This is a genomic window from Paenibacillus sp. 203 (genome assembly GCF_037027525.1).
GTDB classification, from domain to species: domain Bacteria; phylum Bacillota; class Bacilli; order Paenibacillales; family Paenibacillaceae; genus Paenibacillus; species Paenibacillus polymyxa_B.
Genome location: NZ_JAXCHD010000001.1, coordinates 388,642 through 401,625, shown reverse-complemented (window position 1 = coordinate 401,625; position 12,984 = coordinate 388,642). Strand labels below are relative to the sequence as shown.

The following is a 12,984-nucleotide window of genomic DNA, read 5'->3' as shown; positions in this document are numbered from 1 at the left end:
GTATCCAATCGCGCCATCATTTTCGCCTTATCCTATTCCCCTTTCCGACCTTTTTGCTAAAAGCCAGGAAGGGGATTTATTCTAGATCATATAATGTATATACGCCTTGAATATGCTCCATTTTCATCTGCTTCATATGTACGCCTAAGCCATGTTCTCGATCCCAGGAGCAACTAAAATTCAAATACAGTTCATCCTTTGCCGATGAGTCGGAAATCAGTATAGACATAAGCTGTATTCGATCCAACAATTGTTCCGGCCGCTCCACATAAGGCGCATATTCATCTGGGTCCTCTCCCCATGTACTGTAAGCATTCCGGTACTCTTCCACTATGCCAGCATAATGATGGTGTATGGACTCCAACACTTGAGGATGAATAGTTGACGAATATTCCATATACTGCTCCCATGTCTTTTTTTGCAACTGTGTAGGTTCTTCTATAGTCTGTGCCTGTTCTTCGGAGTCGGCTCCCACGATAAATTCGACTTCTACTTCCGAGGGCTGCCCGCAAAAATCAACATGTACTACACCACGCAGAACAATCTCCTCAGATACATCCCAAGACTCATCATCGTGTTCCAGTTCCATATACCAGTGTTTCCAATCCACCCTTTACCACCTCTTCATAAAAAGTAATCTTTAACCCTATTGAATACTTTACAATCTATCATTTTAATGAATGAAATTAAAGCGGCATCTTATTTGGGCTTCCAGCCAGATTTCGAGGAATTTCCAAGTGAAACTACTTTTTTCTACAACATTCGCTATTCGATAAAGCCTTCAAGAAAGAAAATATACCCATTTCGGCAAAAATATTTTATTATTAAAAATTTAGTACCTTGCATTAATCAGTACATGATGTTAAATTATACCTGACTACTGTTCTATAATTAGTACCCGTGACAAATTATACACAAACACACGTTTCTTCCCCTTATTCCGAACGACACCTATGAATCATTGATAACATCCAGGAAGGGAGCACCGCTCGTGAATGTGAACATCCAATTCAAAAAAGGGGTACTGGAACTGTGCGTTCTAGTTCTAATTGGACGCAGAGACCGTTATGGCTACGAGTTGGCTCAAGCCGTCTCCCGTCATATTGAAGTAGCTGAGGGAGCCCTATATCCACTGCTTCGCCGTCTGGTATCAGAAGGATACTGCACAACGTATTTACAGGAATCGACCGAGGGGCCTCCCCGTAAATATTATCGGCTGACTGATACTGGAAGCCATTATACAAAAATACTTACGCGGGAATGGAATGATTTTGTCCATCATGTCGCAAGCCTACTGGAGGAAGGAAATTCCGATGAATAGAAAACAGTTTCTTACAGAGGTGGAGCAGCGTCTTTCTCCTCTCCCTGCAGAGGTACGCAATGAGCTGCTTAGTGATTTGAGCCAGCATTTTGACTACGGGTTGGTCAATGGAAAAAGCGAAAGTGAGATTGCCAATGAGCTGGGTAACCCAGAGGATATTGCCCGAGAAGCTTTGGATGATCCCAATGCAGCCTGGAACGCTTCTCCTCCGCTTCGCCAGGGAAGCTTCGCACGCAATCTTTTTACTTTCTTAGGACTGCTGTTTCTCAACTTGCTGATCTCCATCCCGATTATGGCTACCCTATGGGTAGTATGGGTTTCATTGACCGTGGTAGCGGTCAGCTTCATTGCAGCCCCCCTTCTCGCCGTTACTGATTATGCGCTGAACAGCACCTTTTACCCGGCCAAATTCTTTTTCTCTATCACGTTGACGGGTATAGGTCTATTGCTGCTGCCTGGAGTACGTTATCTCTTACTCCTTATGGTCAAAGGCACAGTACGATACTGGAAATGGAATCAGACTACCCTGAGGGGAGCTTACTAACAACATGAATAAAAAGTGGTTTATTGCTGCAGGTCTGTGCATTGTGATCGGTGTAGCCGGAATGGTGGCTTACGGTGCCCCATGGAGTCAACAAGTCATGAAGGAAACAACTGCGATTAACAAAAAATGGACGTTCACACGTGGTCAGCTACAGAAGCTGAAAGTGGACAGTTCTGATGATGTCTCTATTTTGTTTACTCCCGGCTCTGGCGACCAAGGTACGATACGCATTAGTGGAGAAGTTCAGACAAAGGTAGCCGACCAAATTCATAATGCCCGAATTGAGAACGGTAAGCTTACGATTCAATCGGAGCCGGCCGCTTCCTTGTCATTTCTTTCGATCACCCCTGATTTAGATCAAACGATTACCGTAGAGATGCCCTCCGGCGAAACACTAACTGACCTACAGGTAGATGCACATTCAGGGAATGTAAAACTTCAAGATGCCTCCGTGCAGAATACTTCCATCACCGCTACTTCAGGCACTGCCGAGATTACAAACCTCCAAAGTACCCACCTGATCGCAAATTTAACATCCGGCAATTTTACAGCCAGTCAGCTTGCAGCAGATATGGAGTTGAAGCTTACTTCAGGCGATGTTACCATCCGCGATTATAGCGGTAATGGCCTTATTTCCCTAACCTCAGGGGAGACAAATATTACGCAACGTGCCGTAGCCAACTTGGAAGTGAATGCTGATTCTGGTGACGTGAAGATTAAACAAGCTCCCGATTTTAAAGGTGTTTATAATGTCCACTCTGACTCTGGGAGTATAGATACTCCCGAATCTGTTCCCGGTAGTGTGAACGTGATAAAGGTAGAAACCACCTCAGGGGATATTAATATTTCCAAATAGGAGACCTCTAGATGAATACCTCAGCAGAGGCGAAGTTTGGTTCAATGAGTTTAACCTTGTATAATGTAACCATGTGCTCACATGCACAATCACGTTATGGAGTGAAAAGGAGGAGACTGGATGGAACTTAAGAATAAAACAGCCATTATTACAGGAGCCAGCAAAGGAATCGGTAAAGCAATTGCCGAAACTTTAGCCAAGGAAGGCGTTAACCTGGGATTAATCTCACGAACATTGACTGACCTGCAAAAGCTGCAGGATTCGCTGGGGAGTACATACGGTGTGAAAGTGGTGAGTGCTGTTGCAGATATATCTGATCGCGCACAGGCCGCTGCCGCTGTAGCTTCACTGGAACACGAGTTGGGCGCTGTCGATATTTTGATCAATAATGCAGGCATTGCTACCTTTGGCACAGTCGCAGATATGGACCCCGAAGAGTGGGAACGTATTATTCGCGTAAACCTGATGGGAACCTATTATGTTACACATGCTGCTCTTCCAAGCATGCTGGCACAAAAGAGCGGAAACATTATTAATATTTCCTCGACGGCAGGAGAACGAGGTTTTGCAACAGGCTCGGCATATTGCGCATCCAAATTTGCTTTGATGGGCTTCACGGAAGCACTGATGCAGGAAGTTCGTAAATCCAATATTCGTGTCACCGCGCTGACTCCAAGTACTGTCAATACAGAACTGGCGGCAAACGCAGGATTGTCTATTGGTGATGAGGATCGCATGCTTCAACCGCAGGATTTGGCCGATCTGACATTAGCCGCATTGAAACTGCCTCCACGGGTTCAATTAAAAGTAGCCGGTATTTGGACAACCAACCCACAGTAATTCGACATGACATCTTAGATTCATTGGCTGTACAATGCTCCGGCAGACGTAATTGTTCGTCATGCCGGAGCTTTTTTTTTCAGCATAGCTATACCAAAACAAACTGTAATATAAGCGCTTTGTACTTCCAGCATATATACATACAATTCCTACAACTATAAGCGCATTTCAGGAAAGGGGAAAAATGATGAAGAATACAGGAATGACACGGCCATTAGACCATTTGGGCCGCATTGTGCTGCCCAAGGAGCTGCGCAATTCTATGAATATTAATATTGGAGATGCCCTCGATTTTTTTATTACCCCAGAGGGACTGATGATTCGCAAGTATACGGGGGTTTCTTGCTATTTTTGTGGTGCCGTAGATCATTTGAGCTATTTTAGGGATCATCTGATATGTAAAAGTTGTATTGAAAATCTGAAGAGCGATAATCCTTCCAGTCATTTGAATGAATCCCGTCCTGTCCAGCCCAAGAAAAGAAGGAGTTACAGAAATCAGAATGATCTCCTGAATAAACTAAAACAGCTCATGCAGGAGCATCCTAATGTATCTCAAAAAGAATTAGCCGAAATGCTCGAACTATCCCAAGGACGCGTGTCGCAGCTTAAAAAGCTACTTCTTTAAATCATCCGACCCGATCTCGTATGTTCTAATTAACAAAAAAAGAGCCTGACGGCTCTTGGATCATCATCGTTACGCAATGTCGGACTGCTCTATAACCGGGACCCGATAGGCCAGCAAGGACTCGTCTATTACGGCAGAAATAAACGTTGCTTCTATTTCAGGCACCAATCTAAGCGCATAATTCCATGCGTTTTCTTCAATTTGCAGCGCAAGTCGTTGCCGGGTCCCTATCCCGTTCTCTTGCTCCAACGCATCGGAGAGGTCCACTAATTCCGTATCGGCGGCGTGCCCGATCTCATGTGCAAGCACAACCGTAAAATACTCCTCAACTCGATCAACGCTGCCGAACATCTGTACACACTGTGTTTCGATAACGTCCGTATACATGGTAATGGCGTGAGCATTCATAGCATATTTGCCCCCAATCAGCCTTCCACCAGAAAAACGTTTCTCCAGCTTGACTGTCACACCTATAGCAGCCCGTTCCAACAGCTCAGCGACAATGCGCTCTGCCTGATTTCTTTCCAACTTAGCTTCGCTCCTCAAACCAGGATATATAAAGTTATATTTACTTTAAACTTATGAAATCATGGATGTGTTCATACCATATACAGTACGATATTATACCTTTTTACAAAGGAGAATACCATGTCAGAAGATTATTATATAGGTTGGGGAACGCTTGCCCTGATTAATGCCGGCTTGGCACAGTCCAAAAATCGGAGCGGGCTAAATTGGTTTCTGCTCTCCCTATTAATAGGGCCACTGGCTACCCTATTTATCGTTGCATGGGATAAGCTGGAGTCCTAATCCAGCCATTAGGTCATTCCCATCGTTATCCGGAATGAAAAGGGCAGCCTTGGCGCTTCTGCTGAAGCACTGTGTCTGTTGCTGTACTAGTAGCCTGTCTCGACGTATACGGCTTCTCTTGAACTCCGAAATTCGGCTTCACAAGCCGATTATCATAGGAGCTATGAAAAATATGCGTTGTCGCCGGGGATAGCGGGGGGATCAGCCATGTCCAATTGCCTGTCAGCGCGCGCCCAGCCTTGGCTTCTCGTTCCTCAAACAGCTTGAATTGTGCCGCTGCGGTATGGTGGTCGACAATGCTGACTCCCGCTTTTTTAAAAGAATGCAGCACAGCAATATTCAATTCCACCAGCGCCCGATCACGCCAAAGCGTTGTTTCACTCGTCGTATCCAGTCCCATCAGCTTAGCCACCTGTGGCAACCTATTATAGCGGAAGGTATCCGCAAAATTACGGGCGCCGATTTCTGTTCCCATATACCAGCCGTTAAAGGGAGCCGCTGTATAGATGATACCGCCAATCTCCAGCGTCATGTCCGCAATCATAGGCACGGCATACCAACGTAATCCCAAGGAAGCGAAACCCGAAAGTTCTGGATGCTCAATGGCTACCTCCATCACCAAATGTTCAGGAATATCAAATAGCTCTGGAGACCGTCCGCCTGCTTCCACAACCAGTGGCAATATATCAAAAGGAGTCATCGCCCCTTGCCAGCCCATGTCTTTACAAGCATTGGTAAAATCCACCGAGATCGGGTCCCCGATGATCCCTTGATCGGTTTCATATCCAGCGTAACGAATGAGTTGATGGTTCCAGATGCGGATATTCGGCTGCCCTGGCTTGGAGGCGCGAAATACAGTAAGCGTTGGCTTAATTTTACCGCCATTCGTTCCTATGCGTATATGTTCCAGTAGCTCGCTGACCACCTCCGTCGCATCTGATGCGCCCCGCGCATCCCTGACTAAAAGCTTGTCCCAAAATAAGCGCCCGATGCAACGATTGCTATTGCGCCAAGCCATGAGCGCTCCGTGTTCCAGCTCTTCGTAAGTATGATCATACGTTCCCGTAGCCTCTATGTCGTAACGAATATTAAGAAGCCGGGCTTCCGCTTCATCGCGGCTTCGGCCCAGCTCCTCATAACATGTATATATAAACTGCTCCGCTTCATGCAAAAGCTGTTGTTTTACTTCCATATCATACACCCCATCCCGGCAGCTCCATGACTCGAGAGCCCGTGGTCTTCCACGCCTTCTCGTCATTATACTCCTGTGGCAGACTGGAACCAACGGGATGTGTATCTTGTTCACCTGATCTCCATATACATGGAAATATACACCAATTAATTATCCCAAATACGCACTCAGCATCCAGATATGTTTATCCATTGCTTCTCTCAAGCCGTTAAGAAGATCCTCTGTCGCTTTATCCTGTGCTGCTTCCGCTGCTTCCATCCCATTAGCCAGTTCAACAGTGATGGTTTTAAAATCAGCAACAACGGACTTCACCATATCGTCAGCTGTCTGCTCACCCGCAGACTCCTGAATAGCTGAAAGTTGCAAATGCTCCTTCAAGGTCGCAGCCGGACGGCCACCAATAGCCAACAAACGTTCAGCAATCGTATCTAGATTAGCTGTTGCTTCATTGTAAAGCTCTTCAAATTTAGCATGCAGTGTGAAGAATTTAGGTCCTTTCACATACCAGTGGAAATAATGCAGTTTCGTATACAATACAGACCAGGTAGCTACCTGACGATTCAATGCCTTGTGCAATTCTTGAATAGCCTCTTGTGTAGGTGCGTTCGTATGATTTAATGTACTCATGTTAAAATCCCCTCTCGTTTTCATTCAAAATATAGTTGGTGTAAAGCTTGGATACTCGTTAACAGTAGTGTCTGATTTTCTTCAAAATCCCATGCGTGAATCCAATAAATATTTATTAATTAATTTAGACTTAATCTAAATCCTGTTTTAATTATAACACTATGTCGATGTTTTTCAAGACTTTATTCGGTTTTAATCATGAAGATTACGTGAATTGATTGTAAATCAAACAACTCTATAGGCAATAGGATATCCAGACCAAGACTTATTTATCTTTTATACATAGGTTACATCAATAGGAGTAAAGAAGATGTTAATTTTGTCTGCTAAAGTATCTGTATTGTAGGCAAAGTCCATAACCTACTACCTCATACCTAGCCACGACAAAAAAAGAGCCGGCCCGTAAGTGAAGTGCACCCCTTAGAATAGACATTGGAATAAACCCCTGGTTTATCCGATGAATTTCTAGGGGGTGCATTTTTTATGCCAGCGAAAAAAGGACAGAAGTTTAAAGAATATACGTTTGAAACCAAAGTAGAGGCCATACGGCTTCATATCGAAGAAGGTTGGACATATCGTAAACTCATGGAGAAGTTCGGGATTGCAGATCGACATCGGTTGAAAGAATGGATGCGGAAGTACAAGGAACTCGGTGAATTCGGACTTATGGACCAACGAGGACGACGGAAGGAATATATGGACCAGGACAGGTACGTCCAAAAGTTAAAACGGGAAAATGATATGCTAAAAAAGTGTTTGGAAATCTGGATGCAGGAGATGAGGCGCACAAGTATGTAACGATTGAGAAGGCCGCTAAAGAGTATCCAGTTAGCGAACTCTGTAAGCTGTTTAAGGTCTCTAGAAGTGGATATTACGCCTTCTTAAAACGGAGAGGAACTGATCGGGATCAGGACGCGAAAGCTCTTGTGAAGAAAGTGTATGAGCAGTATAACGGAGTCTACGGCTATCGCCAAATTCAACTATGTTTGCAGCACGATCATGGAGTCTGGATGAACCATAAAAAGGTACTCCGGCTCATGCAGATCTTGGGGATCCGCTCACAAATTCGCCGGAAGCATCGCTGCAATTATGCTTCTTCTACGGAAGGTCGTGTGGCGAAAAATCTGCTAAAACAGGATTTCAAGGCGGCCAAACCTAACCAAAAATGGGTCACAGATATCACGCAATATCGTGTGGGTGATTGCTGGCTATATCTGTCTGCGATTAAAGACTTGTTCAATAACGAAATTATCGCGTACCAGATGAGCCATAGAAATGATAACGAACTGGTTTTACAGACGTTTCGACAAGCCTGGAAACAGCAAAAAGACGTGACTGGCCTCATCGTTCACAGCGACCAGGGATTCCAGTACACGTCCCATGCGTACCACGACATGCTGCCAAAGGTTGGCGCCCGAATCAGCATGTCTCGCCGAGGCAATTGTTATGATAATGCCTCGATGGAGAGCTTCTTCTCGCATCTCAAAACGGAAGGGCTCTACCCATATGATATCCGAAATATGGACGAGGCACAAAGGAGAATAAAAAAATATATCCAATTTTACAACCAGTGTCGACCACAACGAAAGTTAAATAAGCTGCCTCCGAAAGAGTATCGGAAGCAGCTTATAGCCTAGGGTCTTTTTTTAGTGTCTATAAAATGGGGTCTTGACCATAAGAGGGTCGGCTCTTTTATTATTCTTGCATCTCTGAAGGTTCCACGATTAAGGATACAACCTTGCCTGCATTTACATCAATCAGGCCGTGATCGGTAATCTTCAAGGCCGGGCTGACCGGCAAAGAATGCGTACTCAGTGACATGATTGGATTGTAATGACGGTAGCCCAGCGACAGCAAGGCTGAACGAAGCTCCTTCACATGGGCTGCAACCATTTCCAGCGGTCCTTCTGTTAAAATCCCGCCTACGGTTAACGGCAAATGGGACAGCACCTTGCCATTTTCAACTACGCAAAAGCCGCCTTGGCTGGATAGAACCGTATTCGCAGCCAGTATCATATCTTGCTTGTTATGCCCTACGACCAGCAAGTTATGGTTATCGTGCGAATAGGTGGTTGCCACTGCCCCACGTTTAATCGTATCTCCCCCGATCAAACCGTAAGCACGGTTGCCATTCTTTCCATACCGTTCAAACGTAGCGATGAGTCCATGTTCACCATGTTCCCATACCAGTTCACCCTGCTCCACATGTGCAGGTGCAATCCGTTCGCTCGTAAAAGTTGAGCCATCCTTGACCATCATAATACGACATTGATGTGTGCCATCAGCTACATCCATCTTTACCGTAAAATCCTGCTCCGTGAGCGGATTGAGCTTCACACTTTGATAAAAATGGGCGGGGAAGCGGCTTTTTATCGGTGCTTGATGGTATTCCTCGAACTTATCGAATACCTTGAGTCCGTCCTTATAGACTTGCTCCACATCAAATTGACCAAGATCGGACAGCAGTACAAAGTCAGCTATTTTTCCTGGTGCAATTGTTCCGCGGTCATGCATTCGCATCCGTGCAGCAGGAGTAAACGTAGCTGCATAAATAGCATCCTCAGGCTTCATGCCCATTCCGATTGCTTTACTTACAATATGGTTCAGATGCCCTCGCTCTACGAAAGAGTCTGGCATGACATCATCCGTTACGAAGCAAAAATGCTGTGCCACATCTTCCTGAATAAGATAGTCCATCACTTCAGGGGTCATGGACTTTTCTTGGATTTCAATAAACATTCCGGCAGCCATCCGCGCCTTCATACCTTCAATACTTTGGTGAGTATGGTCCGAGCCTATTCCCGCATAGATCAACTGATGCAGGTCCAGATCAAGCAGCTGCGGCGTATGGCCTTCAATGATCAGCTCCGGGTAGTGCTCACGAACATGGCGTAAGATGCGATTCGTCTTGCTCTCCGGATCACGAATGACATCCACATAGTTCATAATTTCACCCAGGCAGATCATTTCGCCGGTTTGCAGTAGCGCATCAATCTCGGGAATACCAATCTCGCCCCCTGAGGTTTCGAGCGGCGTTGCCGGGACAGAGCTTGGAATGCCGTAGAACATATCAGCCACGCAATCTTTGCTGGCTTCCATCATTTCCTGGATGCCTTCCAATCCGAAAACATTCGCCATTTCGTGCGGTTCCGGTACAATCGTCGTTACCCCATTGCGAATCAGCCCATAGGAAAAGGTTGCCGGTGTCACCATGGTACTTTCGATATGCAAATGGATGTCGATCAGGCCGGGAATCATATATTTCCCGTGCCCTTCGACAATTTCAGCAGCCTCGAAAGACTCCAGACCACGCTGACCGATATACATAAACTTACCGCCAAGTATAGCTACATTACCTTCTTCGAACGTCTTGTAGTAACTGTTATACACCTTAACTTGTAAAATCATTTTGTCTGCACGCATGATGTATCTCCTTCATCGAACCCGCTGATTATTGGACCAGCACCATTTTATCTGCCGGAAAATGTAGGGTAACCCGCTGACCACTCAGGTAAGGCGTATCCATTTCCTGATTAGCCGTAAAGTTGCCTTTCGCCGTTTCTACCACATACTGATAGCTACGCCCCAGGTAAGTACTTACTTTAATAATACCGGGAAGCTCATTTTCCCCTGTCTCGTTGCCTTCTGTTCGAATGACCAAATCATCCGGGCGAATAGCGCCCTGACGAGCACCCGGTTGGGCAGTACCCTGATTACGCGCTACGCCGAACGAAAGATCGCCTGTATTCAGTCGAATACGATCCCCTTCATCAGTACGCTCGTCAAAGCTTAGAAAATTATTAAACCCAATAAAACGGGCGACAAATTCGGTCGTCGGATATTTAAAAATGGTCGATGGAGCATCTAATTGTTCGATGTTCCCCTTATTCATAATCGCAACCTGGTCAGAAATCGAAAAACATTCCTCCTGATCATGCGATACATACACAGTAGTGATGCCCAGTTCCTGTTGAATACGGCGGATTTCCACACGCATATTTACACGCAGGTTAGCATCCAAGTTACTCAGAGGTTCATCAAACAACAGCAGATCGGGTTCAATCACAAGCGCTCGCGCAATCGCAACACGTTGACGCTGTCCACCTGACAATTCACCGGGGAAACGTTTTTCGAATCCCCCCAGGCTAACCGTATCCAGCATGGTCATAACGCGACGTTTCACATCATCTTCCTTTACCTTACGTAACCGCAGACCAAAGGCAACATTATCAAAAACGGACAAATGCGGGAAGAGTGCATAACTTTGGAATACAAAGCCGAAGTTCCGTTTATTCACCGGAACCCGAGTATAATCCTTATCGCCAAACAAAAATGTTCCTTGTTTAGCTTCGAGAAATCCTGCAATGAGACGAAGTGTGGTCGTTTTGCCACAACCACTCGGTCCGAGCAACGAGAGCAATTGCCCCCGTTCGAGCTGCAAATCGAAATTCTGCAAGATCAGTTGGTTGTCATAAGCGACCGATACGCGATCCAGAGTAAGCAGTGCCATAAGGTTGAAGCCTCCATTACCTTTTAGTGAAGTAAGACAATCCCATCAGTCGTTCAATCAAGAACATCAGAATACCGGTCAAAATCATCAGCATAACCGAAATCGCTGCAATCGTCGGGTCAAAATAATTTTCGACGTAAGTCAGCATTTGAATGGGCAGGGTGCTGAAGCCCGGTCCTGTCATGAAGACGGAGATGTCGACATTGTTGAATGATTCCAGAAAGGCAATCAGGATAGCCGCAATAATACCTGAGCGGATGTTGGGCAGAACCACCTTGAAAAAGGTTTCCAGCCGTCCAGCCCCCAAACTAAGCGCTGCTTCCTCAATCGCAAAATCAAAGTTAGACAAACTGGATGCAATGACTCTAATAATGAACGGCAACATAATCACCGTATGTCCGATCAATAGTCCAGCATATACTGGTAAATGGTAAACAATGATCAAATAGCGCAGCAGTGTAAAACCAAGAACGATACCCGGTATAAGCAACGGGGAAAGGAACAAAGCATTCAGCGCATCCTTCCCGCGAAACGAAAAGCGACTAAGTGCATAGGCGGCAGGCATACCGATCAGCAGTGCCAAGATGTTGCCTAGCAGAGAGACGACAATGGACGTTTTGAACGTGGACATAAACAAATCCACTTCAAAAATATTTTCATACCAGCGCAAAGAAAAGCCCTGCGGAGGAAATTTTAATACCGTGCCCGGCTCGAAAGAAGTGACCGATATGATCAACAGCGGACCGAGCAGAAAGATGAAGACCAGCAGGCTAAAGAAGCCTAGTCCGTAATGTTTCTCCCGCATATCCACCTACCCCTTCGGATTGAGTTTATGGGCCGCCTTATTTAAGAGACCGACCACGATAAATGTAATAACAATCATAATTGTTGCAATAACAGAAGCTAAAAACCAGTCGTTTAGCGTCATCGCGTTCTGATACAAAAATGTAGCGATAACCCGCTGTTTTCCTCCAAGTAGTGCTGGTGTCGTATATGCAGTCAGGCTGCCTACGAAAACGAGAATGCTTCCAATGATCAGGCCCGGCACAGACAGCGGAAATACGATTTTACGAAATGCGCTGAATCTGGAAGCCCCGAGGCTCTGAGCAGCATGAACAAGATCACCGTCGATATTTTCGAGCACACCAATCAGTGAAATAATCATCAGTGGTAAAAACAAATGAACCAGACCAATAATCATCGCTGCCGGGGTGTACAAAATATTCAGCGGTTCATCTACAAGTCCTAAACCGATGAGCACGTTATTTAACAGCCCCTTGCGACCCAGAATGACCATCCAGCTGAATGACCGCACCACTGGACTCGTCAATAAGGGAAAGATAGCCAGCGCAAGCAAAATACCTTTACGACGCGGGGCCTTTTGCGAAATATAATAAGCCGTCGGGAAGCCGAGTAATACGCACACGAGTGTCGTTACGACACTGACTTCCAGCGTAGTCAGCAATATTTTCAGAAAATAAGGGTCCTTGAAGAAATGGAGATAGCCTTCTAGGGTGAATGAGCTGTTCTGTACGAAGGTCGAACCGATCGTCAACACAATCGGAATGACCATGAACACCGCCAGAAAGAGCAGACCTGGCAGCAGCAGCCAATACAAGTATGTTTTCTTCATGGGTAGCTCCTTGCGGTTATCGAAAT

16 protein-coding genes are annotated in these 12,984 nt (G+C 45.6%); 8 read left to right on the top strand and 8 right to left on the bottom strand.

Annotation, left to right across the window (positions count from 1 at the left end):
* Positions 1-76 precede the first annotated feature (76 nt).
* On the bottom strand, positions 77-610 hold the full coding sequence (locus WA407_RS01855; protein WP_336076659.1) for a DUF6985 domain-containing protein: 534 nt from the start codon (positions 608-610) through the stop codon (positions 77-79).
* 381 nt (positions 611-991) lie between these two features.
* On the opposite strand from WA407_RS01855, the gene WA407_RS01850 reads away from it, so the two are divergent.
* The 5 genes from WA407_RS01850 to WA407_RS01830 all read left to right on the top strand — a co-directional run bounded on the left by WA407_RS01850 (position 992) and on the right by WA407_RS01830 (position 4,186).
* Positions 992-1,321: a PadR family transcriptional regulator gene (locus WA407_RS01850; protein ID WP_061830478.1), complete on the top strand. Its 330-nt coding sequence runs from the start codon at positions 992-994 to the stop codon at positions 1,319-1,321.
* Complete coding sequence (locus tag WA407_RS01845) at positions 1,314-1,865, top strand: DUF1700 domain-containing protein (protein WP_069290616.1); 552 nt, start codon at positions 1,314-1,316, stop codon at positions 1,863-1,865. The genes WA407_RS01850 and WA407_RS01845 overlap by 8 nt, the downstream gene beginning before the upstream one ends.
* Before the next feature lie 4 nt (positions 1,866-1,869).
* The gene (locus WA407_RS01840; protein ID WP_061830482.1) at positions 1,870-2,721 is read left to right on the top strand and encodes a DUF4097 family beta strand repeat-containing protein; all 852 of its coding nucleotides are present in this window, start codon (positions 1,870-1,872) and stop codon (positions 2,719-2,721) included.
* A gap of 120 nt (positions 2,722-2,841) precedes the next feature.
* Positions 2,842-3,561, top strand: a complete 720-nt coding sequence (locus WA407_RS01835; RefSeq protein WP_061830484.1) for a 3-ketoacyl-ACP reductase — start codon at positions 2,842-2,844, stop codon at positions 3,559-3,561.
* A 187-nt stretch (positions 3,562-3,748) separates the two neighbouring features.
* Positions 3,749-4,186, top strand: a complete 438-nt coding sequence (locus WA407_RS01830; RefSeq protein ID WP_061830486.1) for an AbrB/MazE/SpoVT family DNA-binding domain-containing protein — start codon at positions 3,749-3,751, stop codon at positions 4,184-4,186.
* Between the two features lie 69 nt (positions 4,187-4,255).
* Here WA407_RS01830 and WA407_RS01825 read toward each other — a convergent pair whose 3' ends face one another.
* Positions 4,256-4,714, bottom strand: coding sequence for a hypothetical protein (locus WA407_RS01825; RefSeq protein ID WP_235306595.1), 459 nt, complete (start codon positions 4,712-4,714; stop codon positions 4,256-4,258).
* A 120-nt stretch (positions 4,715-4,834) separates the two neighbouring features.
* Between WA407_RS01825 and WA407_RS01820 the strand changes: the two genes are divergently transcribed.
* On the top strand, positions 4,835-4,996 hold the full coding sequence (locus tag WA407_RS01820; protein ID WP_013312451.1) for a hypothetical protein: 162 nt from the start codon (positions 4,835-4,837) through the stop codon (positions 4,994-4,996).
* A 25-nt stretch (positions 4,997-5,021) separates the two neighbouring features.
* Here the strand turns inward: WA407_RS01820 and WA407_RS01815 are convergent, their stop codons facing one another.
* Together WA407_RS01815 and WA407_RS01810 are read right to left on the bottom strand one after the other, a co-directional pair.
* The gene (locus WA407_RS01815; RefSeq protein WP_336076658.1) at positions 5,022-6,188 is read right to left on the bottom strand and encodes a nitric oxide synthase oxygenase; all 1,167 of its coding nucleotides are present in this window, start codon (positions 6,186-6,188) and stop codon (positions 5,022-5,024) included.
* Positions 6,189-6,338: 150 nt separating this feature from the next.
* Complete coding sequence (locus WA407_RS01810) at positions 6,339-6,815, bottom strand: Dps family protein (protein WP_023990827.1); 477 nt, start codon at positions 6,813-6,815, stop codon at positions 6,339-6,341.
* A 483-nt stretch (positions 6,816-7,298) separates the two neighbouring features.
* Here WA407_RS01810 and WA407_RS01805 point away from each other — a divergent pair, with 483 nt between their 5' ends.
* Both WA407_RS01805 and WA407_RS01800 read left to right on the top strand, forming a co-directional pair.
* Positions 7,299-7,613: a helix-turn-helix domain-containing protein gene (locus WA407_RS01805; protein WP_061830665.1), complete on the top strand. Its 315-nt coding sequence runs from the start codon at positions 7,299-7,301 to the stop codon at positions 7,611-7,613.
* On the top strand, positions 7,568-8,452 hold the full coding sequence (locus WA407_RS01800; protein ID WP_336076657.1) for an IS3 family transposase: 885 nt from the start codon (positions 7,568-7,570) through the stop codon (positions 8,450-8,452). Before WA407_RS01805 ends, WA407_RS01800 begins: the two co-directional genes overlap by 46 nt.
* Positions 8,453-8,510: 58 nt before the next feature.
* On the opposite strand, the gene WA407_RS01795 is transcribed toward WA407_RS01800, so the two are convergent.
* From WA407_RS01795 to WA407_RS01780, 4 genes are read right to left on the bottom strand one after another with little or no spacing between them, the layout of a single operon-like run.
* Positions 8,511-10,238 carry an adenine deaminase C-terminal domain-containing protein gene (locus WA407_RS01795; protein ID WP_235306598.1) on the bottom strand — a complete coding sequence of 576 codons (1,728 nt, stop codon included), beginning with the start codon at positions 10,236-10,238 and terminating at the stop codon, positions 8,511-8,513.
* 28 nt (positions 10,239-10,266) lie between these two features.
* A complete protein-coding gene (locus WA407_RS01790; protein ID WP_235306599.1) occupies positions 10,267-11,325 on the bottom strand; it encodes an ABC transporter ATP-binding protein in 1,059 nt (352 codons plus the stop codon).
* 16 nt (positions 11,326-11,341) lie between these two features.
* Positions 11,342-12,130 (bottom strand): ABC transporter permease, encoded by a 789-nt coding sequence (locus tag WA407_RS01785; protein ID WP_013312456.1) that lies wholly within the window; start codon positions 12,128-12,130, stop codon positions 11,342-11,344.
* Between the two features lie 6 nt (positions 12,131-12,136).
* Positions 12,137-12,958, bottom strand: coding sequence for an ABC transporter permease (locus WA407_RS01780; RefSeq protein WP_013312457.1), 822 nt, complete (start codon positions 12,956-12,958; stop codon positions 12,137-12,139).
* Positions 12,959-12,984 lie beyond the last annotated feature (26 nt).